Below are 26,773 nucleotides of genomic sequence, written 5' to 3'. Positions count from 1 at the left end.
ACCCTTTACTTAATTAATTTGGTAACGTAATATATTTGGAGAATTTGTTACAAAAAAAGGAGGATATTATGAAATTTGTAAAAAGAAGGATCGTTGCACTTGTAACAATTTTGATGCTGTCTGTTACATCGCTGTTTGCGTTGCAGCCGTCAGCAAAAGCCGCTGAACACAATCCAGTCGTTATGGTTCACGGTATTGGAGGGGCATCATTCAATTTTGCGGGAATTAAGAGCTATCTCGTATCTCAGGGCTGGTCGCGGGACAAGCTGTATGCAGTTGATTTTTGGGACAAGACAGGCACAAATTATAACAATGGACCGGTATTATCACGATTTGTGCAAAAGGTTTTAGATGAAACGGGTGCGAAAAAAGTGGATATTGTCGCTCACAGTATGGGGGGCGCGAACACACTTTACTACATAAAAAATCTGGACGGCGGAAATAAAGTTGCAAACGTCGTGACGCTTGGCGGCGCGAACCGTTTGACGACAGGCAAGGCGCTTCCGGGAACAGATCCAAATCAAAAGATTTTATACACATCCATTTACAGCAGTGCCGATATGATTGTCATGAATTACTTATCAAGATTAGATGGTGCTAGAAACGTTCAAATCCATGGCGTTGGACACATCGGCCTTCTGTACAGCAGCCAAGTCAACAGCCTGATTAAAGAAGGGCTGAACGGCGGGGGCCAGAATACGAATTAATGAAAAACAAAACCTTGAAGAATGCTATTCTTCAAGGTTATTCTGCTTTCAGCACAATGGTTTTCGCAGCCATATCATGAACGGTTTGTTTTTTCTTCGTAAATGCGGCAGTCAAATAGATCAGGCGGGAGAACACATGCACCCACGCTATCAGGTAACGGACAATGGCTTGCGGGAAGGATATTTTTTTATATGTTTCGTCCCTCACGATTTGCAGCCCGATGATTTTTTTGCCCAGTGTGCCCTTCCAATTTGTCAGCGGCATCAGCAAAGGGTACACAATCAGCATCAATATGGCGACAATAATGACACCGGCGGACCCATCGCCAAACGTAAATCCGGCTGCCAAAATCACTGCTGCGGCAATGATTACATCAAGTAAAAGAGCGCAGGCGCGCAGCATGAAACCAGCTAGTTCCAATAGAAACACTCCTTAAAATGTTAAATAAACACCTAATGATTGTAAAAAAGAAGGGCCTAAAGTGGGAATAGGTGATAAGCCTTAAATCACAAAAGTTGGTGAAAATGTCATAGGTAAATTGGCATAATCAGCCAGCTTATCACATTACCAAATTCTTTTTTAGCCCGAAACCAAGCCCTCAGAAGTTATTTTTGTTAAAATAGAAAAGTTACAACAGAATTCGGAGGGTTTATTGTGGGAAAAGTGAAACGAAATGCCCCTTGCCCATGCGGCAGCGGCAAGAAATATAAAAAATGCTGCGGAAGTAAAGTTGTCGACTTCCCGGCGGAACTAGCGGCAAAAGAAGCGAAACAAATTCAGGAAGACTTAGTGGAGTATGCCTTCACAGTACATAGAGAAAGCATTTCAGGCTTTATCAACCAGCATGATTTTCTTTCTGCTATGGACAGACAGACGAAAGACATCAGCGTATTTAACTTAGGAATCTGGGGAATCTTCTTCCACCCGCTTGCTGGTGAGAAGACAATCTTCGAAGAGTACCTTCAGAAAAAAGGCGATTCGATCACTCGTCCGAAAACGCGTGAGATCGTAGAATCATGGCAGAGCATGACGCCTGCTTTATTGCTGCTGAAGGACCTGAAGGAAGGCATCATTCACTTTGAAGATGTGATTACGGCAAAACAATTCGAAGTGGAAATGGACGCCAGCAATCAAGACCTTCCTCCAGTGGGAAGCCTGATTCTTGGATACCCAATCCACGAAGCGGAAAAAGCAGAATTCTTCATGCAGTTCACGATCTTCCCGGTGAAGAGAACAGAAGCGCTGATCAGCAAGGTGAAGAAATATGCGGATGCCGCTGTGAAGGACGGCAAAACGCCGGAGGACTTCATGAAGCAGGAATTCAACAACGTTCTGTTCGCGTTGTTAGCTGAGAAAGATGAAGAGCCAAAAGCAGAGAAAGCGGAAGTAAGCACTGTTGAGTGGGCAAACGACTTGGAGAAAGAAACCGCTGCGGCTATTGAAGAAGGCATGAGCGGGGAAGAGTATCCGACTGAATTGATCCCAGCTGTTATTGCCATCTGGAAAACATTCTGCGAGAAAAAATCACCTGTCATCAGAAAGCCGGAAGCTTTTGCGGCGGCAGTTGAATATTATGTAAACGCGATTTCTCTTAACGGCGCGTCCGTTTCCCAGGCTAAACTGGCGAAAAAATACGGCGTCAGTGCATCAACGATTTCCAGCCGTTACAAAGAAATTGAAAGCACGCTGCAAGATGAAGCAGATCGTTTTGCACAAGCGTTATCCTCATAATGAAAAAAACCTTGAAAAGCCGGGCTTTTCAAGGTTTTTTTATTTCTGAAACGGAATTTTGATTTCTAACCGGAAGACGGGGTGGCGGTAGGTAAAATCCAGCCTGCCAAAAGCGCTCTTCACCAGTTTTTGAATGATATATGTGCCCATGCCTTCATGAGCGCCGTTTTTCGTTGAGCGGCCAAACGATTGATAAATTGTATCGAGCACTTTTGGGTCCATCCCGGGAGTGCTGTTTTCACAAGTCAGTACATAAAGCCCGCTGCGCAGTGAAGTCTCCAGTTTAATCTCTGCTTTTTCTCGGGCCTCCGCCGCGCTGTCGAGCGCATTTTCTAATATGTTGCCGACCAAGCTGACCTGATCAGCAGGCGAAAACGGAAGGGAAGAAAGCGGTGTATGCATATGCAGCGAAACACTCACATTCGAGGCGCGGGCTTTTTCTAAAAAATCATAAAGCACCCCTGCAATGTACGCGTTCTCTCCTTTCAAAAAACAGTCATATTGGCTGTATTGATCCGCCCAGTTTTGAATATATGCTTGTGTATCTGCCTTGGGCTGAGCTGATTTGATTGCAGTGATATGTTTCATTGTGTCATGATTCCGGCTTCTGACATCAATCAGCATTTGATTGGCGTGCTGTTCAGCTTGAGTCAGCTTATCAATTTGATCAGAAAGCCTTGCCTGCAAAGCAGACTGTCCGATACGGAGCCCTTCACACCCTGCAAATATCGCGATTACACATAATACCGGCTGTGCCAATCAACACTACTCCCGCCGACATCACTTGAATCACGGCAATCCACGCACAAAGCCCTGAGGAACAGTGTTTCCACACCCGCTTCGTATTCCAAATGTACAATCCTGCAGCAGCTGCGCCTAAAGCAGCGGCGAGCCAAGAGGCGGCTGTGCTGTGTGAAAAAGCAGCATCTCCCTGATAACATATGAAACTAAATAAAATCAGATAAAGACATTGAAAAAGGGTAATCACGTACTAAACTCCTCAAAAATAGTAGTTTTGAAAATAATCAAGCTGCTGCTTAGTGATCATCGCTTTTTTAGACGTTCCCTCAAAGGAAACTGTGAATGAATGCTTGGTATAAGAGGAAAAATGCTTTATGTAATGAATGTTGATAATAAAGGAACGATGCGAACGAAGAAAATCTTTTTCGGGCAGGTCACCTTTAATATCATTTAATGTTTGATACGTTTGCACCTCTTCGGCGGTTGTCACAATCGTCGTCGAACGTCCCGTCCGTTCTGCGAAAATAATATCCTTCTTTTGCAGGACGTGCATTTCAGACTTTTGCTTTATCAATATACGCCCATTCAAACTCGTTTCCGTTTTCTTTTTCAAGTAACGGTCGAAGGAAGCGGCCAGACAGTCGGCATAGTACGGCTTCATAATATAATCATGGACGTTCAGGTCAAAGGCGTGAACCGCATAACCGCCGTGGCCGGTAACAAAAATCACATCCACATCAAGTGAATGGGATTTGATCAAATCAGCAAGCTCGTAGCCAGACATATGGGGCATCTCGATATCGGCAAGCAGCAGATCAATGTCTCCGTTCTTTACCCGCCTGTAGGCTTCCTTCGCTGAATCGGTGGAAAAGACAATTTCGACGTCCTGCATTCTGGACACGATCGCTTCCAGCTTCTCTAAATCTACTCGATAATCATCTACAAGTCCGACTTTTACCATTATCATTCCCCTAGTTACATAGAATCATCTTTATTCTATCCCATTTCGCGACATAAAAAGAACTCTTCGCGACAACTTTATCCAACTAATCCAGCTTTTCGTATATAGTCATTACTAGAAATAAAGATAAGGGAGATTGTGACATGATTACACTGACCGATTGCAGCCGCAGGTTTCAGGATAAGAAAAAAGTAGTCAAAGCGGTGCGAGATGTAAGCTTAACAATTGAAAAAGGAGAAGTCGTCGGCATTCTCGGAGAAAACGGTGCCGGCAAAACAACGATGCTGAGAATGATTGCTTCCTTGCTTGAACCATCACAGGGTGTAATCACAGTAGACGGCTTTGACACGGTCAAGCAGCCGGCCGAAGTCAAAAAAAGAATCGGTGTCTTATTCGGAGGAGAAACCGGGCTTTACGACAGGATGACCGCTAAAGAAAATCTCCAATACTTCGGCAGGCTGTATGGGCTGAACCGCCACGAGATCAAAGCAAGAATAGAAGATTAATCGAAACGGTTCGGCATGCGCGATTATATGAACCGGAGAGTGGGCGGGTTTTCGAAAGGCATGAGGCAGAAAGTCGCCATTGCCAGAGCGCTGATTCACGATCCGGACATCATTTTATTTGATGAGCCGACAACTGGGCTTGATATTACGTCAAGCAACATTTTCCGAGAATTTATACAGCAGCTGAAAAGAGAACAAAAAACGATTCTTTTCTCCAGCCACATTATGGAGGAAGTGCAGGCACTCTGTGACAGTGTCATCATGATTCACAGCGGAGAGGTGATTTACCGAGGGGCGCTTGAATCACTATACGAGAGCGAGCGCAGTGAGGATTTGAATTACATCTTTATGTCTAAGCTTGTCAGGGGGATTTCTTAAATGCTGGGCCATATTTATAAAAAAGAAATGATCGACGCTTTGCGCGACAGAAAAACGATTTTACTCACAATCTTAGTGCCGATGATTATGATGCTTGGACTTGTCTTCTTTTATGAAAGCATGCTGTCCGACAAAGGGGAGCAGTACACGCTGGCTGTCGGCCATTCGCTTCCGCCCGCACTGGAAAGCAAGCTTAATGAGATTGACGAAATCAGCGTAAAAACATTTGCAAAGCCTGAAGAGGCAGTTGATGAAGGAAAAGCAGATGCCTATCTGAACGTCCCGAAAGAGTTCGACTCATATGTCAACAGCATGACACCTTTTAAGGTTGATGTTTACGGCAATTCAATCGATCAAGGGTCTTCAAATGCTATGCAGCTTGTGCAGTCTGCCTTAGATCAGTACAAAAATGAAATTGTGCAGCAACGTTTAACAAATAAGCATATTGATCAATCGGTGATCCAGCCGTTTACGATTCAGCAAAAGGAAGCGGATGAGGAGAAAGGGACTTCCGCTATTATGCTTTCCGCCATTCTGCCCATGCTGATTCTGACTTCCATTGTTTCCGGCGCAATGCCGATCGCTCTTGATATCATGGCCGGTGAAAAGGACCGGAAGTCAATCGAGGCGCTGCTATTAACGCCAGTCAGCAGAAACAAAATGCTGGTCGGCAAGTGGCTTGCGGTTTCCACTTTTGGCGTGGCTTCAGGTGTATTGGCTTTGGTGTTTTTGATTTTGTCCACCGTGTTATTTACCGAAAATTTGAAAACGGCCTTCCAGCTGGGAGATCATATGTGGAGTGTAATCGGCGCTTCAGCCTTAATCATTGTGCTCTCTGCATTGCTGATATCTGCGATGGAGCTTTTCATCAGCATCATGTCCAGCTCGGTAAAAGAAGCGCAAAGTTATATGTCTCTCGTTGTCTTTCTGCCTGTGTTCCCGATGTTTTTCATCTTCAGCAAGGCACCGAACCAATTTGACTTATCATACTTTCTCATCCCGTTTCTGAACCTGCATGCGTTATTTAAACAGCTTTTATTCGGGATGGTTGACCCGGCTGCCATTTTGTCTACGTCAGGAACCATCGCTGTGCTGATCGCCATCTTCTTTTTACTAGCCAGAGCCTGCTTCCTGAAAGACAAATGGGTTCTTCCAAAATAAACTTGCAAAAGGAGAAATACACTTTCTCCTTTTTGTATATCCTGAAAAAAGAAGGAAAATAGAAAAAGGATATCTAATACAAAAAGTGACCCTGCACTATTTTTCATCAAAATTGGTTTCAAAGGAGACGGAACAATGGATCAAACACGTACACTCGGCAAAACGAAGCTGAAGGTGAAGCGGATCGGATTCGGCGCGAATGCGGTCGGCGGGCATAATCTATTTCCAAATCTACATGATGAAACAGGGAAGGATTTAGTGCGCACGGCATTGGATGGCGGCGTCAATTTTATCGATACCGCTTTTATATATGGATTGGGGCGATCTGAAGAATTAATCGGCGAAGTCGTACAGGAACGCGGCGTGCGGAATGAGCTCATCATCGCCACCAAAGGAGCTCATAAAGAAGTGAACGGCAGCATTGAATTAGACAATAGCCGGGAGTTTCTTCGCAGCGAGGTCGAGAAGAGCCTAAAGCGGCTGAAAACAGATTACATTGATTTGTATTATGTTCACTTTCCGGATGGAAAAACACCTCTCGCTGAAGTGGCGGGCACTTTGAAAGAGCTGAAGGATGAGGGGAAAATCAAAGCGATCGGCGCTTCGAACCTCGATTATCAGCAATTGCAGGAATTTAATGCTGATGGCTATTTGGAGGTCTTCCAGGCCGAATATTCTCTCATACAGCGTGATGCCGAGAAAGAGCTTCTTCCATACTGTGAAAAACAAGGCATCTCCTTTATTCCTTACTTTCCGCTTGCGTCCGGACTGCTGACAGGAAAATTCACGCAAGACACAGTCTTTGATGATTTCAGAAAGGATAAACCTCAATTTCAGGGTGAAACGTTTATCCACAATCTCAAAAAAGTAGATAAGCTGAAAGCAGTAGCGGAGGAAAAACAAGCGGATACGGCACATGTCGCCTTGGCGTGGCTGTTAACGAGACCGGCGATTGATGCCATTATTCCAGGAGCTAAACGACCTGAGCAATTACAGGATAATCTGAAAACCTTGAACATTGAACTCACCGAAGACGAAGTGAATTTCATCAGCGACATTTTTAAATAAAAAGGAAATAGCCGTCATGGCTATTTCCTTTTGGTGTTTTATTCTTTGATGAATGCTTCGACTAATTCTGCTGCTCTGTAATCATCCATATCAAGCTGCCATTGGTCGATGTCATTTTTCTTCATTTTCACTTCAACTGTTTTTTCAGATGAAGCAGGTCCAAGCTTTTTGAATTCCTCAGGATAGACTTGAAGCGCGTATTTCACTGCCTCCTCATAGCTGGCACTAGAGTTTTTACTGTAGTAGTCTTTCACTTTGTCTTCGATGCGGTCTGAAAGAGAAGATGCATCTACAGGTTTAACTGTGGCTTCAACAATTGCTTCGTCTTTAGAGATTGAAGTCGTTTTTGCTTGAATGGAAGAGTTTTTGCTTAATCCCTCTTTAATGCCATTCACGATATTATCAAGCGCTTTGCTGTCCGCATATGTGCTGGAAAGGCCGGAAGCTGAGAGATAACCGTCTTTGGCTGATTCATTGAAATCATTTACAATTTCATTTTTGTTAGCGCCGGTGATTTTTTCGAAATCGGCGTTATCTTTGCCGAAAAGAAGGACATCAACATAAGCTGATAACGCTTTTGCAGAATCTTGGAGCTTATCTGCCGTCGTCAGGATTTTTTTGTCTTTTCCGTCAATTTTAAAAGTAACTGATTTTGGTTTTTTATCACCGTAAGATTTCGGCGTATAGTTAAGCTCGTATTGCTTGCCTTTATCTACAACGAAGAAAAGATTTCCTTCAACGGATTTGTCAGCGTTAATCGTGCTGACTTGAAGCTTTTCGCTATAGTCTTCAGGGTCTGTGTCAGACATTTTGGTATCACCTTGATACAATGTGAAATCCATACTGTCTACATTCAGCGGGTCTTTTCCTGTGTTTTTCACCGCGACATTGACTTTTAACACAAGCTGGTCATCTGAAGTGGACTTATCATATTTAGACGGAAGCGTATAAGAGACATCCTTGATTTTGACTTGAGCTATATCTGAGCTTTTTTCTGTTTCTGATTCTTTCTTCTCCGCGCTTGTTTTGCTGCCGGAACAAGCAGCTGTAAACATCATCAGCAGAAGAATTAGGAAAACAGCGTACGTTTTTTTTCTGAAACATTCATTTTTCCTCCTCAAATGGTTTAGGAAAGGGGAGTCTTTTGTCTTTGAGAAATGGATCTTTTTGAATGGATTAGCATCATATAACCAAAAAAATCAGTTCTTTTCTCACGGTTTTCACCGGATTTTCTGGAAACTCCGCCCTCCTTTGTCATGAATGGACCTTACCAGTTTTACCAGAACATTTTTCACCAAAAATAGGATGATGAACCTATTCAATATAAAAGCTAATAATCTTAAAATTAATTCCGTTGTAACTTTTTATGTATTTTAGACTATTACTTTTTGATTAGTTGGAGGGAACTTAAGAAGGATGAAAGGGGCCGCCTTTGTGAAGAAAGAGGGACTGAAACAAAAAGCACTGGAAATCGGCCGGGTGCCGACACACTTAAAACTGGAAATTGAAGATTATGGCAGTGATGACAAAAGAGCCTATTTTTGTTGGACAGATCCTCAGGATGAGAATATCGGCATTATCGTGGAACTTGGACCGGACGGGGAGCTGGAATCCCTTTCCCGTGATATTGAGCCTGAAAGCGGAAAAAGGCTGTCTGAGGAGAAACTAGAGGATATCATGCGCCAATTTGTCGAGACTCATCATCCGGGGGCACTCTCTGCCTTTGTTCGTGAAGAAAATGACCATGCATACGGCGATAAAGTGAGATTTTCATATGTTCAAATGGAGGCTGGGCTTCCTCTCCCCATGAGCGGATTTATGGCTGATGTTTCCTTATCAGGTGAGATCGTTTATTTCCGCTATTACGGCGAAGCGGGCAGCATCATCAAGCCAAAGAGGGTCGCGGATGTTGAAGAGGCACTTGCCTTTATCAAGAAGGACGTGGAGTTCGACCTTTTGTTTGAGGTTCTCCATCGTTCTGTTTACAAAAACGGAGATGATCAGCCGCATTTGGTGTATGAGCCTGAATGCAGGGCGATTACCGTACCTGCGGATTTGGTTCAAGAAGAACAAGGAGGAGTTGATAATGACGATGATTACAGGGAGCCGGAGAGCTTTCCTCTCCCTTTATTCGAGGGCATCCGCGAAAAGGCCGATCCTGACAGCATGATTGGTATTGAAAATGGGTTTGTCAAAGAGCGGGAAGCGGATTTGGGAGATGGGAGAATCGGAATCGTTTGGCGGAATCCGGATGACCCTGTGTATCAGCCGGCGGATAAAAGCATGGACAGCTGGTTTAAGGGACGGACTCATCAAGTGCTGAAAACCATCTATAACAAAGAAACAGGAAAACTCGAAGGCGTCATGTCATTTATGGAGAAAAAAGGGCCGCTGACAGTAACCTTGGCAGAGTGTGAAAAAATCGCGCTTCGCTTTCTATTTGCTTTATTTCCGAATGCCGATCAATATTTTAGGATCAGATACGACGAAAAAGATGAAGAAGAAAACGCAGTCGCTGGTTTTACGTTTGAAGCGCATTGTCACGGAGTTCCGATCCGATTTGGGCAGATCAGAATTTGTGTCAGCCGCCAGACAGGGGATATCACCGTTTATATGGGACCGGATATTGACCCAAATAAGCTGGCAGCCATTGATCCCATTCCGGCCATTTCAGTTGAACAAGCCAAGGCTATCTTTTGGCAGCATTTTAAAGTTGAGCTTGGCTGGGAAAGAGAGTACGGAGATGATGAAGAACACAGCTACCGGCTCGTCTATAAGCCGGTGTTTCCGCGTTTTATCGATGCACATACAGGAGAGCCTGTCTTCAGCTCATGGTAATACAGCCAAAAGTCACGCAATTGCCTCAGGTATAGAAGAGAGTATGTGATGAAAGTAACAGAAAGAATCTCGAAAAACAATGACAATAATAGAAAAGGACCTTTCTTCACTTTAAATGAAGAAAGGTCTTTTTATATAATAAACAGGATTCTCTTTGTCGTAGACTCTTTGAAAGGGATGACTTCATTGGTTAATAAACAGCTGAAAAAGAAGGCGCAGGAGATCGGAAATGTACCGACGCATTATGAGCTTGAGATAGAAGATTACGACCAAAAGCAAAAGAAGAACGGGCAGGCATATTTTATCTGGAAGGACCCTAAAGATCCGGAAAAGCACATTACAGTTGAACTTAGAAATGACGGCGCTTTGCTCACCTTTTCAACAACTGTCCGCTCCGAGACAGACAAACAACTTCCAGATGCCGAGCTGAAGCTGACGGCTCTTCAGTTTGCCGCTGTCCATCATCCCGGCACATTTATGAATTTTCATTTTCAAGGCAAGGAAGAACGGGGGCAGCACATCCGGTTTGTCTATACCAAAATGGAGCTGGGGCTTCCGATTCCCAATTCAGGCTTTTTAATTGATATGACACGCAGCGGTCAGGTTGTCCACTTTCTATATTACGGGGAAGGGCATAAAGCCGAAGTTCCGACGGAATTTGTAGCAAAAGAGAAGGTTGTGTCCCATTACTTAAACACAATGTCTTTTGAGCTGATGTACGATGTCATTGATGGCGAACAGGAACCAAGGCTTGTATATGAACCGATTCTCCCGGGATACAGCTATCCCGCAGATGTAGACGAAATTGTGCCCGACCAGCATATCGCAGATGAAAGAATAGAAAACACGGCGCCACTGCCGCCGCTTCAGAACAAGGAAGAAGTTGATATATTTGCCTTGCTGGGTTTTACCTCTGATATGCAGAAAGTCAGTGAAAGAGACTTTGGAGAACAAATTGGAAGCACATGGCGCAGAGGCGCTGCGCCGGAGCGTAAGGATTTAAGCATAAGAAGCTATTTTGAAACGAGAAATAAAAACACAATCAAAATGAAGACGGATAAAAGAACCGGAAAATTAAAAGCAGCGCTTTCTTTTATGGAGCGGCCGAACAACCGCCAATGCTCCACGGAAGAATGCCAAGAGATAGCGCTTCAATTTTTGTATGCCCTCTATCCGAGAGCGGCTGAGTTTTTCAGGGTGAATCCCGTCCGAATTGATGAAAGAGGGAGAGTCCGCAACCATTTTTCTGTCTGGTATAAAGGAGTGCCGCTGCGGTTCGGCGCTGCCCGCATCATTGTCAATCCGGAAACTGGGTTGATTGACGCTTTTATGGCGCCTGATATTGAACCTGAACAATTGGAAGCGATAAATCACAGGCCGGATGTTTCCGCTGAAGAAGCGAGAGAAGCGTTTTTAGCCGCTTTTGATGTGAAGCTGGAATGGCAGCCTGACTTTACTGCAGGCAGTGACCAGCACTACAAACTTGTCTATAAGCCGGTTTACCCTTCCTATATTGATGCGCACATAAGGAAAAAGAAAAGGCTGTGAGGGGTGTCTAGTTAGGAATCATCTCCAAGTGGGGGTAGTCCTTGAATCGTTTCCAATCCCCGCCCCATTCAAAACCGAGTGTCTTAGCGATCTCGACAACCTCCAGCCAATCTGATTTTCCGTTTTGATTGCCGTCATATTCCATATCCCATATGATGCTTCCATCCTTTTTTTGAAGGGCGAAATCAATCGCTAAACCATAGTTATGATACGATTCCCCTCCTCTTGCATAGGTGACAATATTCCCTTTTTTTGTACGTCCCTGTTTATATAATTCATCTTGTTCCTTAAAGGACCTAAATCCTTCAGTAATGACGACGGTAATGCCTTTATTCGCTGCAGCGGCTTTGAGTGCATCGGCATTCTGCTTCACAATCGGATGAAGATCCGAGGGGACAGGCATGTCCTGCAAGGCGTTTTGAGAATGCCATTCATGCCGAATATAACTAAAACAAAGATCTAGAAGAAATAGAATACATAAGATAACAAATGTTTTTGCGGGTAACTTCATATCGGTCTCACTTTCTCAAGATGTGCTGAATGTTAACGCTTTTAAGTGATTGACTCTCTCTAAAAGCGAACAGCTATGATAAAATATAACATAAATAGTAGCAGGAGGAAGGAGGCAGACCGATGAGAGCAAAGATTCCATCAGAAGAAGTAGCAGTAAAGCTGAATGAATGGTACAAGCTCATTCGCGCATTTGAAGCAGATCAAGCAGAAGCGTTAAAGCAGGAGATTGAATACGATTTAGAAGATATGGAAGAGAACCAGGACTTGCTTTTATATTTTTCTTTGATGGAATTCCGGCATCGAATCATGCTTGATAAGCTGATGCCGGTGAAAGACAGCGACACCAAGCCTCCGTTCTCTGATATGCTGAACGAAATTGAAAGCAATCAGCAAAAACTCACGGGCTTACTGGAATACTACTTTTATTATTTCAGAGGAATGTACGAATTCAAGCAGAAAAATTTCATATTAGCGATCGACCATTATAAACATGCCGAGGAAAAGCTCGAGTATGTCGAGGATGAGATCGAAAAAGCTGAGTTTCTTTTTAAAGTCGCAGAAGTGTATTATCACATCAAACAAACGTATTTTTCCATGAATTATGCGAGCCAGGCGCTTGATATCTATACGAAATATGAGCTGTACGGTCGCCGCCGGGTTCAGTGTGAATTTATCATCGCCGGAAATTTGACCGATGTGTATCATCATGAAAAAGCACTGACCCACTTGTGCAGCGCTTTAGATCATGCCAGGCAGCTTGAAGAAGCGTACATGATCGCCGCTGCCTATTATAATGTCGGACACTGTAAGTACAGTCTGGGTGACTACAAAGAAGCGGAGGGCTATTTCAAAACAGCCGCCGCCATTTTTGAGGAGCACAACTTTCAGCAAGCTGTTCAAGCTGTATTTTCACTGACCCATATCTACTGTAAAGAGGGAAAATACGACAAGGCAGCAGAGGCGTATGATCGCGGGATAAAAGAGCGCGGCTGAATGGGAGGATGACATGTACTTGACGAAATTCCGCCTCATTCATGAACTGTATCTTGGAAGCGGCGACCTGAACGTGCTTACAGAATGCTTTGACCTGCTGGAATCCAGGCAGCTTCTTGCCGACGCCGAAGATCTGCTGCATGATACAGCGGAACGTTTCAATCAGCTGGAACATTACGAGTCCGCCGCTTTCTTTTACCGCAGGCTGCTGAATATTAAAAAGAAGCTTGCCGAGCAGCGTTTTCAATAGGAAATGGCAGAGAACTACAGGTTCTCTGCTTTTTTTGTGCTGTTTTCAACTCGGAAAAACAGGGTATTTTCCACTGCATAGTGAGAAACAGAGGAGGATATCAAGTATGTACAAAGATTTAACCGGAAAAACAGCGATTGTGACAGGGTCTTCAAAAGGAATCGGGAAAGCCATTGCGGAACGGTTCGGACAGGAGAAAATGAATGTTGTTGTAAATTACCACAGCGACCCGTCTGGAGCAGATGAAACTCTGGAAATCATTAAGCAGAACGGAGGGAAAGCCGTCGCAGTTGAGGCGGACGTGTCAAAAGAAGAGGGGATTCAGGCGCTCTTGGACACAGCTTTAGAGCATTTCGGCACGCTCGATGTGATGGTAAACAACTCCGGTTTTAACGGTGATGAGGCGATGCCGCATGAGATGAGTCTTGAAGATTGGCAGAGAGTAATTGATGTCAATGTTACCGGAACCTTTCTGGGAGCGAAAGCAGCACTTAACCACATGATGAAAAACAATATCAAGGGCAATGTGCTGAATATCTCAAGTGTTCATCAGCAGATTCCGCGCCCTGTCAACGTTCAGTATTCCACATCCAAAGGCGGCATCAAGATGATGACGGAAACGCTGGCGCTCAATTATGCGGATAAGGAAATCCGCGTCAATGCGATAGCGCCCGGCACCATTGCCACAGAATCAAATGTTGATACGAAAAAGGAAGAGAGCAGGCAAAAACAATTGAAAAAAATCCCGATGCAAGCCTTCGGAAAGCCTGAAGAAGTGGCGGCAGCAGCGGCTTGGCTCGTATCTGAGGAAGCAAGCTATGTGACCGGCACAACACTTTTCGTCGATGGCGGGATGACACTTTATCCGTCTCAGCTTGAATAGAACACAAAACAGGGGATTGCGGGATGAAAACAGACTGGTGGAAGGATGCAGTGGTGTACCAAATTTACCCGAGAAGCTTTCAGGACAGCGATGGAGACGGAATTGGGGACTTGCGGGGGATTATTTCCCGTCTTGACTACATAAAGGAACTCGGGGCAGATGTGATTTGGATTTGCCCGATCTATCCTTCTCCGAATGTTGATTACGGGTATGATGTGACAAACCATAAGGCGATTATGGATTCTTACGGAACAATGGACGATTTTCACGAGCTGCTGGACCAGGTGCATCAGCGGGGATTAAAGCTGGTGATGGACTTTGTGTTAAATCACACCTCGGTCGAGCATCCGTGGTTTAAAGAAGCGGAGCTGGACAAAAACAGCAAATACCGCAGCTATTATTATTGGCGTCCCGGCACAAAGAACGGCCCGCCGACGGACTGGCTCTCAAACTATGGATGCCCGGTCTGGCAATACGAAGAGCACACCGGAGAATACTATCTCCATATGAATGCCGTCAAACAAGCTGATTTAAACTGGGAAAATCCCGAAGTTCGCCAGGCGGTGTATGACATGATGAAATTTTGGCTCGATAAAGGGGTCGACGGTTTGCGAATTGATCAGCTCCATCTCATTTCTAAGAAAGAATATCTTCCTTCGTATGAGGACTATATCAATCAGCAGGCAGAGCCGAAGCCCTTTCAGCCAAATGGCGAACAAATCCATGACTATTTAAAAGAAATGACAGATGAAGTGTTTTCCCAATATGATGTCATGTCTGTCGGAGAGGTCGGCAGTGTCACACCGGAAGAAGGCCTGAAATTTACGGGAACAGATAAGCATGAGCTGAATATGATTTTTCACTTTCAGCATATGGAGCTTGATCAGCAGCCCGGAAAAGAACATTGGGATTTGAAGCCCCTTGAGCTTTCTGATTTAAAATCGGTTTTGACAAAATGGCAAAAGAAGCTTGAACATCAAGGCTGGAATACATTGTTTTGGTGCAACCACGACCAGCCCCGGATTGTGTCCAGATTCGGAGACGATGGGGAATACCGCAAAACATCAGCGAAAATGCTGGCAACCGTACTTTATTTTATGAAGGGCACGCCGTATATTTATCAGGGAGAAGAAATCGGGATGACAAACGCGCCGTTTACCCGGATTGAAGACTACAAAGATATCCAAACGATCAATATGTATCATAAACGGGTGTTTGAAAAAGGCTATGATCCAAATGATGTGATGAGATCGATCTTAGCCAAAAGCCGGGATCACGCCCGGACCCCGATGCAGTGGAACAGCGGCAAAAATGCCGGATTTACTGACGGCACGCCTTGGCTGAAGGTCAATCCGAACTTCACCGCAATCAATGTGGAGGAAGCGCAGGGAGATCCTGATTCTGTCTTAATTTATTACAAAAAGCTGATCAGCCTGAGAAAGCAGTACGCTGACCTCGTGAAAGGGAGCTTTGATCTTTTGCTTCCGGATGATCCGCAGTTGTTTGTATACATGAGAGAAAACAGTAAACAGCAGCTTTTGTCGGTCAATAATTTTTCAAAAGAGCAGGCTGTTTTTCAGTGGCCTAAGAACTGCGGCAAAGCTCAGGCCTCTCTGCTTCTCAGCAATTATAACAACGATGATCTTGCTGACGAAATGGTGTTCCGGCCTTATGAGAGCAGGGTCTATCTTTTGGACAAAACAAACTAATGATTGAAGTAGCCCGGCATTCTTAGCCGGGTTTTTTAGTACATATATTCGCTCTGCAGGCGGGAAGAATAAATGAAAATGAAATTTATTATTGCAAAACGTAATGACTTCGGTTTATTATGATATAGGATTACAAAATCGTTATCATTTTGATTTAAAGTTACTGAAAAAGAGGGGATATACGATATGTTTAAAAAATGGAGCGGTTTGTTTGTGATTGCAGCGTGCTTTTTATTAGTTGCAGCATGCGGTAACTCATCAACAAAAGGGTCGGCGGATTCAAAGGGTGATAAACTGCACGTTGTCACAACGTTCTACCCGATGTATGAATTCACAAAACAAATTGTAAAAGACAAAGGCGATGTGGATCTGTTAATCCCATCTTCCGTTGAACCGCATGATTGGGAACCGACGCCGAAAGACATTGCTAACATTCAGGATGCTGATTTGTTCGTTTATAATAGTGAATACATGGAGACATGGGTTCCGTCAGCTGAAAAAAGCATGGGCCAAGGCCATGCCGTTTTCGTTAATGCAAGCAAAGGTATTGATTTAATGGAAGGCTCTGAAGAAGAACACGAAGAGCATGATCATGGGGAGCATGAGCACAGTCATGCAATGGATCCTCACGTATGGCTCAGCCCTGTTCTGGCACAGAAGGAAGTTAAAAATATTACGGCTCAAATCGTGAAGCAGGACCCGGATAACAAAGAATACTATGAGAAAAATAGTAAAGAATATATTGCAAAACTGCAGGATCTTGATAAACTATATCGTACAACCGCAAAAAAAGCGGAGAAAAAAGAATTTATCACGCAGCATACAGCTTTTGGCTATCTGGCAAAAGAATACGGCTTGAAGCAGGTTCCGATTGCAGGGCTGTCACCTGACCAAGAACCGAGCGCAGCCAGCTTGGCAAAGCTGAAAACATATGCCAAAGAACATAATGTAAAAGTTATTTACTTTGAAGAAATTGCATCCTCAAAGGTCGCAGATACGCTCGCCAGTGAAATCGGCGCGAAGACAGAAGTGCTGAATACACTGGAAGGCTTGAGCAAAGAAGAACAGGATAAAGGTTTAGGGTATATCGACATTATGAAACAAAACCTCGATGCCCTGAAAGATTCACTATTGGTTAAATCATAAGATAGTGTGCGCCGGAGGGTGCACACTATTTCTTTGTGAGAAAGGAAGATTAACATGAATCTCGTCTCATTGAAAGATATCGTTTTCGGCTATTCCCATACGCCTGTTTTAGATAAAGTATCACTTGATATTGAAAGCGGTGAGTTCGTCGGCATCACTGGGCCAAACGGCGCCTCTAAATCGACGCTCATAAAGGTAATGCTGGGCATGCTGAAACCGTGGGAAGGCACAGTGACGATCAGTAAAAGGAATACAGAAGGGAAACGCCTGACCATAGGGTACGTCCCGCAGCAAATTTCTTCATTTAATGCCGGCTTTCCGAGCACGGTGCTGGAGCTTGTTCAGTCAGGCCGCTATACAAAAGGGAAATGGTTTAAACGTTTAAATGAAGAAGATCATCTTGAAGTAGAAAAAGCACTGAAAATGGTGGAAATGTGGGAGCTCCGTCATCGTAAAATCGGTGATTTATCAGGCGGACAGAAACAGAAAATCTGTATCGCCAGAATGCTCGCCAGCAACCCGGATCTGCTGATGCTGGACGAACCGACGACAGCTGTTGATTACGACAGCAGAAAAGGATTTTACGAATTTATGCATCACCTTGTGAAAAATCACAACCGCACAGTTGTGATGGTTACTCACGAACAAAACGAAGTACAGCAATTTTTAGATAAAGTGATTCGATTAGAGAGAGGAGAAAAAGGCGGATGGAAATGTTTGACTTGGAATTCATGCGACGAGCTTTTCTAGCAGGCGGCATGATCGCCGTCATGGCTCCGATACTAGGAGTGTATCTCGTTCTCAGAAGACAGGCCTTAATGGCTGACACACTTTCACATATCTCATTGTCAGGTGTTGCCATCGGCTTTTTTCTCAGCACCAATATAACCGCAGCAAGCATAGTCGTCGTGACCATCGGCGCGATCGGAATTGAATACATGCGGCGGGCGTATCGGACTTATTCAGAAGTGTCCATTGCCATCTTAATGGCAGCTGGTTTGTCCTTCGCGATGTTTTTAATCAGCCTTTCCAAAGGCACAGCCAATATGAGCATTGATCAATACCTATTTGGATCGCTTGTGACAGTAAACCAGCAGCAGGTCTATATTATCAGTATTATCACACTGCTGATCCTGCTTTATTTTATCGTACTGAGAAGGCCGCTCTACCTGCTGACGTTTGATGAAGCAACAGCCAAAACATCGGGAATCAATACAAACGTTCTCTCGTTGTCATTCAGTATTGTCACAGGCCTTGCGATTTCAGTCATTATTCCGATCATCGGGGTCCTTCTTGTATCAGCCCTGCTCGTATTGCCGGCAGCATTCGCCATCAGAATTGCAAAAGGCTTTAACATGGTTTTCATTACAGCCATACTCATTTCGTTATTCAGCGTATTTACGGGACTGACATCATCCTATCAGCTCGGGACGCCGCCAGGTCCGTCTATTACCCTGCTATTGATTGTTTTGCTATTAATCGGATTTGCAGTTCAGGGAGTTTGGACGTTTATCAAAAAAGAAGCTCAGCGCAAAAAAAGGCATCGATAACATGAAAAGCAGTTTTCCCTAGGGAAAACTGCTTTTTTTATAGAAACAATCCGGCAAGGCGCTCATACGATTCTTTTTTCGCTTCAAAATCAAACACATTGCACAGAACCATGATTTCATTTGTTTCGTAGCGGCCTGTGAGGTCTAACAGCTGCTGTTTGACAGTGGTTGGAGAACCGATCACCATCCGCTTTCTGTTTTCTTCTATGAGTTTTTTATCGGACGCTGTGTAGGGATGGGCTTTGGCTTCCTCGATGCTTGGCACGCGGCTGTCCAAGCCTTTCCCGACGCGAAGAAGCCACAAATCCTGGCTTAATGCGAGTTCTTCTGCCTCTTCATCTGTTTTTGCGCAAATGACAAAAATCGTAAACAGTGCGGACGGTTTCGAAAAATGGGCTGAGGGCCGAAAGCTTTCCCGGTAGATGCGGAATGCATTTTCTCCTCGCTCGGGATTAATGAAATGCCCAAACACATATCCAATCCCCTGGTGCGCCGCGCGTCTTGCGCTGTTTTCACCAAGACCGAGCACCCATAGCTCGGGTGCCGTGCCAATAAGGGGCGCCGCTTTGATTCCGGCATACGGATGGTCGGGAGGAAGGGTATCTGTTAGAAAATAAGAGACATCCTGCAGCTGTCTGTTAAATTCGGTTAAGCTTTTTCACCCCGTCCGTTAATGCAAGCCTGGTTTTTGTCGTGCCGCCGGGGGAACGGCCGACGCCGAGGTCAATCCGGTTTGGATACAGAGCCTCAAGCTGGCGAAAGGTTTCAGCCACTTTAAATGGGCTGTATTGGGGCAGAAGCACGCCGCCTGATCCGACACGAATGGTGTTTGTCTGTGCTGCGATGCGGGCGATCATGATTTCAGGCGCTGTGCTTGCCAGTCCTTTCGTGCTGTGATGCTCGGCAAACCAATAACGCTTATAGCCCCACTCTTCGCTAAATTGGGCAAGCTCAACCGAATGCTGGAGAGTTGACACTGGGCTTTCTCCTTTAGAAACAGGTGCCTGATCAAGTATGCTTAAATGAATCAAAAGGCCGCTTCCTTTCTGTCTGTTTTTAGATGGTGACACAAGAATAGGCAAAATGACTTGCCCGCGTCAAATGGTTTGTTTAAGAAGCGCACTTTATAGCATTTGCAAATCATATATCAAATATGGAAGTTTTTTTTCGAGGTTTTTCGTCAATTATTCTTAACTTTTACGAAACTTTGATATAATAACAAACGTATATATTAGTAATTTACGGCTTATTTTCCTTGTGAGCGTAAAAATAAATGTGACTATCTTCACATTTTGATGAGTAGGAGTGAATCGTGTGGCAATTTCTTTAGAAAAAGGTCAACGAATTGATTTAACAAAAGGAAAAGCCGGTCTGTCAAAATTGATGGTCGGTCTCGGCTGGGACCCAGTGTCCTCAGGCGGAGGATTCTTCAGCAAACTGCTTGGCGGAGGCGGTCCGAATATCGACTGTGATGCTTCAGTGCTGATGCTGGAAAACGGAAAATTCACCGAAAAGAAAAATCTGATTTATTTCGGCAACCTGAAAAGCCGCTGCGGCGGTGTACAGCATACAGGCGACAACCTGACGGGTGACGGTGCGGGCGATGACGAGCAAATTATGATAGATTTAGATAAAGTGCCTGGAAACATCGATAAGCTTGTATTTGTAGTGAACATTTACGATTGTGTCAGAAGAAAACAAGATTTCGGCATGATTCAAAATGCGTTTATCCGCGTAGTTGATCAATCTAATCACGAGGAAATGCTCAAGTACAATTTGAGAGACAATTACGCCGGCAGAACAAGCCTGATTACAGCAGAAATCTACCGCAGCGGCAGTGAGTGGAAGTTTGCAGCGATTGGTGAAGGCATGAACGATACGAGATTAGAAGATATTATCAGCCGATACGTATAAAAGAAAAGGAGTGGATGAAACATGACAATTTCATTGGCAAAAGGACAAAAAGTAGATTTAACAAAAACAAATCCGGGTCTTTCAAAGGTTGTTGTCGGTTTAGGCTGGGATACGAACAAGTATGACGGCGGACACGACTTTGATCTTGACTCAAGTGTGTTTTTGTTAGACGCCGCAGGCAAATGCGCGTCACCAAACGACTTTATTTTCTACAACCAGCTTGAAGGCGGCAACGGTTCAGTCGTTCATTCAGGCGACAACCTGACTGGTGCTGGCGAAGGCGACGATGAGAATGTAAAAGTAAATCTCAGCGCTGTACCGGCAAACATTGATAAAATCTCATTTGTTATTACCATTCACGATGCAGAAGCGCGCAGCCAAAACTTTGGACAAGTATCAAACGCGTTTGTCCGCATTGTAAATGAAGAAACAAATGAAGAGCTCATCCGTTACGATCTTGCAGAAGATTTCTCTATTGAAACGGCAATCATTGCAGGGGAGCTTTACAGACATAACGGCGAGTGGAAATTCTCCGCAATCGGCTCAGGCTACCAAGGCGGCCTTGCCCGCATTGCAACAGACTACGGTTTGCAAGTCGGTTAAGACAAATACGAAGAGCAGAAAGGAGAGAGGCAGTATGGCCATTCAATTATCAAAAGGACAGCGCATTGATTTAACAAAAACAAATCCGGGACTGACAAAAGCGGTGATCGGCTTAGGCTGGGATACAAACAAGTACTCCGGCGGACACGATTTTGACCTGGATGCTTCGGCCTTTTTAGTTGATGCGCATGATAACTGCGTAAATGATCTCGATTTCGTCTTCTATAATAACCTTGAACATCCGAGCGGCGGTGTCATCCATACGGGTGACAACCGCACGGGTGAGGGCGACGGAGATGATGAGCAGATTATCGTTGATTTCTCAAAAATCCCTGCTCACATTGAGAAAATCGGCATCACAGTGACCATTCACGACGCTGAAGCACGCAGCCAAAACTTTGGACAAGTTTCCAATGCATTTGTCCGCGTTGTGGATGAAGAAACGCAGAATGAGCTTCTTCGCTTCGATTTGGGAGAAGACTTCTCCATTGAAACAGCTGTTGTCGTTTGTGAGCTTTACAGACACGGCGGCGAGTGGAAATTCAATGCGATCGGCAGCGGATTTTCCGGCGGGCTGGCTGCATTGTGCCGGAATTACGGTTTGCAAGTGTAAGCGAGTGACAAATAGAGAAGTCACCGTTTCAAATTAATAGGAGGAAAAAACTTGGACTTTTTACATCATATTTTGTCTACGTATGCTTCATTTTTCGATTGGAAAATGTGGGGGGAAGTTCTGACGGATCCTGTTTCCTGGGGTTTGATCGGTTCCCTTGTTGTTCTGGAAGGCCTTTTATCGGCCGATAACGCGCTTGTTCTTGCGGTCATGGTTAAACACCTGCCGGAAAAACAGCGGAAAAAAGCGTTAACGTATGGTTTGTTTGGAGCTTATATTTTCAGGTTTATTTTTATCGGGCTCGGTATGCTTCTCATTAAATTCTGGTGGATCAAGGTGCTTGGCGCGCTTTACCTGGCTTGGCTCGTCATTAAGCACTTCTGGATAGGCGAAAAAGAAGAGGAAGCGGACGGCATCAAGAAAAACTCTTGGATGGTCCGCACGTTCGGGATCTTCTGGGCGACTGTCATTTCAGTAGAATTAATGGATCTTGCCTTCTCTGTGGACAGCATCCTGGCCGCGTTTGCAGTATCTGAAAAAGTATGGGTGCTTCTGATCGGCGGTATGCTTGGTATTTTAATGATGCGTACAGTGGCAAAAGTGTTCCTTGTGCTGATTGATAAAATTCCTGAGCTGGAAAACACAGCATTCGTGTTAATCGGCATTATCGCGCTGAAAATGGCGGGGAGCGCTTTCCATTACGAAATGCCGCACTCTGTATTCTTCATCATCATTATCGCTGCATTTGCGGTAACATTGATCATTCACTACATCAATAAACAAAAGCAGGTGCGCGAACAAACAGCCGCTTCAAAAGAAGAATAAAACAAAACAAGGAGGGAGGTTCAATGTCCTTCCTTTTTTGTTACCGAAATATCGTTCAATGACAAACCGGAAAGGAGGATATGATGAGACAAGAAGAACTAACCATTCATAAAGCACTTCCGGCTGATGGCGATTGGAAAAGCCTGCTGTTTCAGCCATTGCCGGAGCGGGATCACTATGAAACTGCACAAGGCCTTTCTTTTTCTCGTCTTGCCGGTCAGATATTGGGCACGCCTATTGATGAGACGGACTACTATAACGAGCTGTATGAGCTGTCTGTAAACGACCGCATAACGATTTTGAGTGAAACGCTTGATAAAACAATCGAACCGGAAACATTTCAAAAGCTTCAGCATATTCATTCCATCAATCAGAAAGAAAAAGGGCTGTCAGTCAGCCGCTTTGTTGCCTTTTTGGACGGGGAAAAGCTGATTGCGAAGCACTCAAATCCCCTGATGCACCGCCATTTAAGAAAAGCGCTGATGACGCTTTTACATACCTTTGCGGACAGTCATGAAAAGGGGCTGAATCATCCTGATTTTCGCAGAGTGCTGCTTGATGTCTCGAAGTTTTCCTTAAACCATCTGAACCCCTGGCTGGAAAAAACCGATATAGAGCGGGAGATGCCGAAGATTGTTTGGTATGGAGATGCGACGAAAAGCCAGCTCTATTTCTTATATTATCTGATGCTGGTCGGCTGTGATGTACTACTGTTCCATCCGGCGGGAATCGATCAGCTGGCGCTTGTCGACCCGAAGCAGGAGCTCGGTTTTACGGAAAAGCTCCCGGATGTTTCTGAGCTTCAGCCGTTTCCGAAAGAAAAACCAGACCGGAAATCAACAGTGGCTTACCGCTCAACAAAGGAAATTGAACATGTGCTGAATCACGAGGAATCCATGCTGTATAAGCCGTGGCAGTTCAGAGATCACACACCGGTGTCCGTTACGCTGAAAACGACCTATGATGAATTGTTTTTAATCACGAAAGAACGCGCCTTTATTCGGCCGAATTTCAAAGCTGATAAACATTCCATTGAGATTCCGAATGTATTCGCCAAAATTATGGGCGTGTCGAAAGACAATAAGGAATATTGGAACAGGCTTCATACTCTAGCGGATTATCAGGAAACCGAAATGGTCAGAAGCTTTCCATTTACAGAAGAAATAAAGTCGAACTATCAATTTCACTACAGCCACGCACTTGATCAAGAAGGGAACATTGATCCGGACAAGCTGATGGCAAGCAATGTGTGGCAGTACAAACAGCTGCCGGCGGGCGTTCAGACTGCCATTGCCAAAACGATTTCGAGAATGTGCAGGCACCCGCGGCTTAAAGCTTTGCATCAGGAACAAGTCAAGGATGTTCAAATCTATTTGTTTAAACAAACAACAAACCTGCCTGCTAATCTGCTGAAATTGATTCAAATGTTCGACTATGCGCAAACCGTTCCGAAACTCGTTTTATATCATACGGAAATGAGCGGCGGACTCGCGCGTTCGGATGCTGCCGCCCTGCTGTTCCTGAATGAAATCGGAATCGATATCATCATTTATAATCCGCCCGGACACCAAGATATTGAGCAGTTTATTGAAGAGGACCAGTATGATATCCACTGGCTGGATGACATGGTGTTTCAGCAGGACTACAAAGAGCCTTCGCTTGTGAAAAGGCTCTTCAGAACCATTACCCAAAAATAAGGAGAGAAGAAAAGCATGACAACAGAAAATCAAAATCCGCTTGTTCTCGATAAAAATGAAGAGATTTCCCAGCAAAAAGCTGACGATATCCGTCTTCAGCTCCGTCAGGAACCAGAAGTGAAGCGGCTTGCTCAACAAATTGACGTTAAAAACCAAATGGAGCTGCTTGAGTACGGCAAGGAGCCGGCCGTTGAAATATCCAAGTTCTCTGACCGCATCTTGGGGATGATGAAAACAACAAGTGTGACAGACTCCGGCACAATGCTGACTCAGCTTGGGAAAATCATGGACCGCTTTGACAAAAATGATTTTGATGAGCCAAAGGGATTAATGGCGAAAATTTTCAAACGCGGCGGCAGCATGATTGAAAAAATCTTTAAAAAGTATCAGACGCTTGGCGGAGAGATTGAAAAAATCCACGTTGAGATTTCAAAATACAAAGATGAGATGACGAAGACGAACTACACGCTCGATGAAATGTATGAAAACAATATCAAATACTATATGGAGCTTGAAAAATACGTCGTTGCCGGGCAGATGAAACTGGAAGAGATGCAGTCGATCCTTCCTTCATATGAGGAAAAAGCGGCAAGCGGAAACCAGCTGGCGCAAATGCAGCTCGATACATTGCGCAACGGCATTCAGGCGCTTGAGGAACGGGTGTATGATCTGGACATGGCACGGATGGTGGCGCTTCAAACCGCACCTCAAATCCGTCTCCTGCAGCGAGGAAATGCAAAGCTGATCGGGAAAATCAACTCCGCGTTTATCATTACCATTCCGATTTTCAAAAACGGCATTATTCAGGCTGTTACGGTGAAACGGCAAAAGCTTGTGGCTGATTCCATGAGCGAGCTTGACCGCCGGACAAACGAGATGCTGAAACGAAATGCTGAAAACATCTCGAGCCAAAGTGTTGAAATTGCCAGAATGGCCGGCAGACCGAGCATAGATATTGAAACGATCGAATCGTCTTGGAACACGATTGTCAGCGGCATGCAGGAAACAAAACAAATCGAGGAAGAAAACAAACGCCTCCGCGAAGACGGCGCGAGACGAATTGCACAGCTTCAGGATAATATTAAAAAAGCAGCATTGCAGCAATAATAAAAACCCCGCTTGTGGAACAGGGACTGACCCCATAAGATGAGACAAATAAAAACACCTTCAAGTTTGAATACGGATGATTGTTATCCGAAATTAGACTTGGAGGTGTTTTTTCTATGGGGACAAGAGTGAGTTATCCGGTTGAAGTGAAACAGAAGGCTGTAGAAATGAGATTGGCAGGCGTACCTATGAAAGAGATCATGCAGGAGTTGAATATCAAAAATAATACGCAGATTAAGACATGGGTCAGATGGTATAAGGCTGGTGATACACATCGATTTGAACAGCCTGTTGGTAAGCAATACACTTATGGAAAAGGTCCGGAGTATTCTTCCGAATTAGAGAAACTGCAGGCAGAGAATCGATATCTGAGACAACAGAATGAAGTGTTAAAAAAGTACAACGAATTGGAAAGGAAGTTGATAGCCAAACGTCAGTCGAACTTGTAGAAGAATTGCACAGCACAATGACCGTGCAGGATATCTGTATTCATTTAGGTATCTCTCGCTCGTCTTATTATCGTTGGAAGAAGAATCTGAAGAAAGATCATCCCAAGCGCCATTTAGAAAAACAAATCGGCACGTTGTGCCGAGAGCACCAGTATCGATATGGATATCGAAAAATCACAGCTATATTAAAAAAGAGAATGTGTATTAACCATAAAACGGTTCAGCGTATTATGCAGAAAAATCAGTGGCAGTGCCGGGTTAAGGTGAAAAAGCGCAAGAAGAATGGGCAGCCATATGCCGTGGTCGACAATATATTAGATAGGAACTTTCAGTCTGATCATCCTCTTGAAAAACTAGTAACAGACATCACGTATTTGCCTTATGGACAGAAACAATTGTACCTTTCCAGTATATTGGATGTATATAATGGAGAAGTGATTGCTTTTACGATTGGAGATAAGCAGGACACAGACTTTGTCTTACACACACTTGATCAACTGCCAACACTGCCTGAGAACTGCGTGTTACATAGTGACCAAGGATCTGTGTATACATCTTACGAGTATCAGAAAGCTGTTAAAACAAAAGGCATTACCATGAGCATGTCCCGCAAAGGGACACCCGCTGATAATGCCTCCATCGAATCGTTTCATTCCTCACTAAAGTCTGAAACGTTCTATCTTAACAGCATTGATCGAACCACGACCGCCATCGTAGAACGCACTGTCATAGAATACATTCATTATTATAACAATATTCGTATTCAAACGAAACTAAACAACCAATCACCGATAAATTATCGGCAATTGGCTGTTTAAAAGGTGTTTTGATCCCTGTCTCAAAAACGGGGGTCAGTCCCAACATAAGCGGGGTTTTTCAAT

At 44.4% G+C, this 26,773-nt stretch carries 23 protein-coding genes and 4 pseudogenes; 20 read left to right on the top strand and 7 right to left on the bottom strand.

What is annotated here, in order from left to right; all coding sequences use genetic code 11:
- The first annotated feature begins 68 nt into the window (after positions 1-68).
- The gene (lipA, locus tag PUN35_RS13305; RefSeq protein WP_014478727.1) at positions 69-707 is read left to right on the top strand and encodes a lipase EstA; all 639 of its coding nucleotides are present in this window, start codon (positions 69-71) and stop codon (positions 705-707) included.
- 37 nt (positions 708-744) lie between these two features.
- On the opposite strand, the gene PUN35_RS13300 is transcribed toward lipA, so the two are convergent.
- Entirely contained in the window at positions 745-1,128 is a 384-nt protein-coding gene (locus PUN35_RS13300; protein ID WP_009966469.1) for an RDD family protein, read from the bottom strand.
- 234 nt (positions 1,129-1,362) lie between these two features.
- Here PUN35_RS13300 and PUN35_RS13295 point away from each other — a divergent pair, with 234 nt between their 5' ends.
- Positions 1,363-2,439, top strand: coding sequence for a helix-turn-helix domain-containing protein (locus tag PUN35_RS13295; protein WP_014478728.1), 1,077 nt, complete (start codon positions 1,363-1,365; stop codon positions 2,437-2,439).
- 39 nt (positions 2,440-2,478) lie between these two features.
- Here the strand turns inward: PUN35_RS13295 and natK are convergent.
- Together natK and natR are read right to left on the bottom strand one after the other, a co-directional pair.
- A pseudogene (gene natK, locus PUN35_RS13290) lies at positions 2,479-3,427 on the bottom strand (two-component system sensor histidine kinase NatK).
- A gap of 12 nt (positions 3,428-3,439) precedes the next feature.
- The gene (gene natR, locus PUN35_RS13285; protein ID WP_014478731.1) at positions 3,440-4,141 is read right to left on the bottom strand and encodes a two-component system response regulator NatR; all 702 of its coding nucleotides are present in this window, start codon (positions 4,139-4,141) and stop codon (positions 3,440-3,442) included.
- A 143-nt stretch (positions 4,142-4,284) separates the two neighbouring features.
- On the opposite strand from natR, the pseudogene natA reads away from it, so the two are divergent.
- From natA to PUN35_RS13270, 3 genes and pseudogenes are all read left to right on the top strand, one after another.
- A pseudogene (natA, locus tag PUN35_RS13280) lies at positions 4,285-5,025 on the top strand (sodium ABC transporter ATP-binding protein NatA).
- Positions 5,026-6,186 carry a sodium ABC transporter permease NatB gene (gene natB, locus PUN35_RS13275; protein WP_014478734.1) on the top strand — a complete coding sequence of 387 codons (1,161 nt, stop codon included), beginning with the start codon at positions 5,026-5,028 and terminating at the stop codon, positions 6,184-6,186. It abuts the pseudogene before it with no gap.
- Between the two features lie 135 nt (positions 6,187-6,321).
- Positions 6,322-7,254, top strand: coding sequence for an aldo/keto reductase (locus tag PUN35_RS13270; RefSeq protein WP_031600122.1), 933 nt, complete (start codon positions 6,322-6,324; stop codon positions 7,252-7,254).
- 38 nt (positions 7,255-7,292) lie between these two features.
- On the opposite strand, the gene PUN35_RS13265 is transcribed toward PUN35_RS13270, so the two are convergent.
- Both PUN35_RS13265 and PUN35_RS13260 read right to left on the bottom strand, forming a co-directional pair.
- Positions 7,293-8,312 (bottom strand): DUF4352 domain-containing protein, encoded by a 1,020-nt coding sequence (locus PUN35_RS13265; protein ID WP_049832648.1) that lies wholly within the window; start codon positions 8,310-8,312, stop codon positions 7,293-7,295.
- A gap of 68 nt (positions 8,313-8,380) precedes the next feature.
- Positions 8,381-8,512, bottom strand: a complete 132-nt coding sequence (locus tag PUN35_RS13260; protein ID WP_003246334.1) for a hypothetical protein — start codon at positions 8,510-8,512, stop codon at positions 8,381-8,383.
- A gap of 158 nt (positions 8,513-8,670) precedes the next feature.
- On the opposite strand from PUN35_RS13260, the gene PUN35_RS13255 reads away from it, so the two are divergent.
- Positions 8,671-10,092 (top strand): YcdB/YcdC domain-containing protein, encoded by a 1,422-nt coding sequence (locus tag PUN35_RS13255; protein ID WP_014478737.1) that lies wholly within the window; start codon positions 8,671-8,673, stop codon positions 10,090-10,092.
- A 186-nt stretch (positions 10,093-10,278) separates the two neighbouring features.
- A complete protein-coding gene (locus tag PUN35_RS13250) occupies positions 10,279-11,640 on the top strand; it encodes a YcdB/YcdC domain-containing protein (protein WP_026113616.1) in 1,362 nt (453 codons plus the stop codon).
- A 7-nt stretch (positions 11,641-11,647) separates the two neighbouring features.
- Here PUN35_RS13250 and cwlK read toward each other — a convergent pair whose 3' ends face one another.
- Complete coding sequence (gene cwlK, locus PUN35_RS13245) at positions 11,648-12,151, bottom strand: peptidoglycan L-alanyl-D-glutamate endopeptidase CwlK (RefSeq protein ID WP_017695036.1); 504 nt, start codon at positions 12,149-12,151, stop codon at positions 11,648-11,650.
- 122 nt (positions 12,152-12,273) lie between these two features.
- On the opposite strand from cwlK, the pseudogene rapJ reads away from it, so the two are divergent.
- The 6 genes and pseudogenes from rapJ (at position 12,274) to znuB (ending at position 18,684) form a co-directional block, all read left to right on the top strand.
- Positions 12,274-13,396, top strand: a pseudogene (gene rapJ, locus PUN35_RS13240) (response regulator aspartate phosphatase RapJ).
- A gap of 106 nt (positions 13,397-13,502) precedes the next feature.
- Positions 13,503-14,279: an SDR family oxidoreductase gene (locus tag PUN35_RS13235; protein ID WP_014478742.1), complete on the top strand. Its 777-nt coding sequence runs from the start codon at positions 13,503-13,505 to the stop codon at positions 14,277-14,279.
- Between the two features lie 23 nt (positions 14,280-14,302).
- Positions 14,303-15,988, top strand: a complete 1,686-nt coding sequence (locus PUN35_RS13230; RefSeq protein ID WP_031600124.1) for a glycoside hydrolase family 13 protein — start codon at positions 14,303-14,305, stop codon at positions 15,986-15,988.
- Positions 15,989-16,174: 186 nt separating this feature from the next.
- Positions 16,175-17,134 carry a metal ABC transporter substrate-binding protein gene (locus tag PUN35_RS13225; protein ID WP_003234733.1) on the top strand — a complete coding sequence of 320 codons (960 nt, stop codon included), beginning with the start codon at positions 16,175-16,177 and terminating at the stop codon, positions 17,132-17,134.
- A gap of 54 nt (positions 17,135-17,188) precedes the next feature.
- The gene (znuC, locus tag PUN35_RS13220; RefSeq protein WP_014475714.1) at positions 17,189-17,884 is read left to right on the top strand and encodes a zinc ABC transporter ATP-binding protein ZnuC; all 696 of its coding nucleotides are present in this window, start codon (positions 17,189-17,191) and stop codon (positions 17,882-17,884) included.
- Positions 17,842-18,684, top strand: a complete 843-nt coding sequence (znuB, locus tag PUN35_RS13215; RefSeq protein ID WP_014478745.1) for a zinc ABC transporter permease ZnuB — start codon at positions 17,842-17,844, stop codon at positions 18,682-18,684. Before znuC ends, znuB begins: the two co-directional genes overlap by 43 nt.
- Positions 18,685-18,721: 37 nt before the next feature.
- On the opposite strand, the pseudogene PUN35_RS13210 reads toward znuB, so the two are convergent.
- Positions 18,722-19,715, bottom strand: a pseudogene (locus PUN35_RS13210) (LLM class flavin-dependent oxidoreductase).
- Positions 19,716-19,998: 283 nt separating this feature from the next.
- On the opposite strand from PUN35_RS13210, the gene PUN35_RS13205 reads away from it, so the two are divergent.
- The 7 genes from PUN35_RS13205 to PUN35_RS13175 all read left to right on the top strand — a co-directional run bounded on the left by PUN35_RS13205 (position 19,999) and on the right by PUN35_RS13175 (position 26,710).
- Positions 19,999-20,598 (top strand): TerD family protein, encoded by a 600-nt coding sequence (locus tag PUN35_RS13205; RefSeq protein WP_014478748.1) that lies wholly within the window; start codon positions 19,999-20,001, stop codon positions 20,596-20,598.
- Between the two features lie 21 nt (positions 20,599-20,619).
- Positions 20,620-21,201, top strand: coding sequence for a TerD family protein (locus tag PUN35_RS13200; protein WP_003234723.1), 582 nt, complete (start codon positions 20,620-20,622; stop codon positions 21,199-21,201).
- 34 nt (positions 21,202-21,235) lie between these two features.
- Positions 21,236-21,814: a TerD family protein gene (locus PUN35_RS13195; RefSeq protein ID WP_003241242.1), complete on the top strand. Its 579-nt coding sequence runs from the start codon at positions 21,236-21,238 to the stop codon at positions 21,812-21,814.
- A gap of 51 nt (positions 21,815-21,865) precedes the next feature.
- Positions 21,866-22,639: a TerC family protein gene (locus PUN35_RS13190; protein ID WP_003234719.1), complete on the top strand. Its 774-nt coding sequence runs from the start codon at positions 21,866-21,868 to the stop codon at positions 22,637-22,639.
- Positions 22,640-22,722: 83 nt separating this feature from the next.
- Complete coding sequence (locus tag PUN35_RS13185) at positions 22,723-24,336, top strand: YceG family protein (protein ID WP_014478749.1); 1,614 nt, start codon at positions 22,723-22,725, stop codon at positions 24,334-24,336.
- A gap of 15 nt (positions 24,337-24,351) precedes the next feature.
- Positions 24,352-25,443, top strand: coding sequence for a toxic anion resistance protein (locus PUN35_RS13180; RefSeq protein ID WP_003234715.1), 1,092 nt, complete (start codon positions 24,352-24,354; stop codon positions 25,441-25,443).
- Positions 25,444-25,559: 116 nt separating this feature from the next.
- Positions 25,560-26,710, top strand: a protein-coding gene (locus PUN35_RS13175; protein ID WP_087614160.1) for an IS3 family transposase whose coding sequence is annotated in 2 segments (ribosomal slippage) — positions 25,560-25,833 and positions 25,833-26,710 — 1,152 coding nt in all. Because the reading frame shifts where the segments join, the coding sequence is not laid out codon by codon here.
- Positions 26,711-26,773 lie beyond the last annotated feature (63 nt).

It is taken from the genome of Bacillus sp. N3378-2at (assembly GCF_033412715.1).
Taxonomy (GTDB): Bacteria; Bacillota; Bacilli; order Bacillales; family Bacillaceae; genus Bacillus; species Bacillus subtilis.
This window is presented reverse-complemented; position numbering and strand designations above follow the sequence as displayed.

Coding starts and splice junctions, on each gene's coding strand:
- lipA (WP_014478727.1), top strand. CDS start 69: ATGAAATTTGTAAAAAGAAGGATCGTTGCACTTGTAACAATTTTGATG.
- PUN35_RS13225 (WP_003234733.1), top strand. CDS start 16,175: ATGTTTAAAAAATGGAGCGGTTTGTTTGTGATTGCAGCGTGCTTTTTA.
- PUN35_RS13185 (WP_014478749.1), top strand. CDS start 22,723: ATGAGACAAGAAGAACTAACCATTCATAAAGCACTTCCGGCTGATGGC.
- PUN35_RS13255 (WP_014478737.1), top strand. CDS start 8,671: ATGAAAGGGGCCGCCTTTGTGAAGAAAGAGGGACTGAAACAAAAAGCA.
- PUN35_RS13180 (WP_003234715.1), top strand. CDS start 24,352: ATGACAACAGAAAATCAAAATCCGCTTGTTCTCGATAAAAATGAAGAG.
- PUN35_RS13230 (WP_031600124.1), top strand. CDS start 14,303: ATGAAAACAGACTGGTGGAAGGATGCAGTGGTGTACCAAATTTACCCG.
- natB (WP_014478734.1), top strand. CDS start 5,026: ATGCTGGGCCATATTTATAAAAAAGAAATGATCGACGCTTTGCGCGAC.
- PUN35_RS13195 (WP_003241242.1), top strand. CDS start 21,236: ATGGCCATTCAATTATCAAAAGGACAGCGCATTGATTTAACAAAAACA.
- znuB (WP_014478745.1), top strand. CDS start 17,842: ATGGAAATGTTTGACTTGGAATTCATGCGACGAGCTTTTCTAGCAGGC.
- PUN35_RS13270 (WP_031600122.1), top strand. CDS start 6,322: ATGGATCAAACACGTACACTCGGCAAAACGAAGCTGAAGGTGAAGCGG.
- PUN35_RS13235 (WP_014478742.1), top strand. CDS start 13,503: ATGTACAAAGATTTAACCGGAAAAACAGCGATTGTGACAGGGTCTTCA.
- natR (WP_014478731.1), bottom strand. CDS start 4,141: ATGGTAAAAGTCGGACTTGTAGATGATTATCGAGTAGATTTAGAGAAG.
- PUN35_RS13200 (WP_003234723.1), top strand. CDS start 20,620: ATGACAATTTCATTGGCAAAAGGACAAAAAGTAGATTTAACAAAAACA.
- PUN35_RS13265 (WP_049832648.1), bottom strand. CDS start 8,312: ATGATGTTTACAGCTGCTTGTTCCGGCAGCAAAACAAGCGCGGAGAAG.
- cwlK (WP_017695036.1), bottom strand. CDS start 12,151: ATGAAGTTACCCGCAAAAACATTTGTTATCTTATGTATTCTATTTCTT.
- PUN35_RS13260 (WP_003246334.1), bottom strand. CDS start 8,512: ATGACAAAGGAGGGCGGAGTTTCCAGAAAATCCGGTGAAAACCGTGAG.
- znuC (WP_014475714.1), top strand. CDS start 17,189: ATGAATCTCGTCTCATTGAAAGATATCGTTTTCGGCTATTCCCATACG.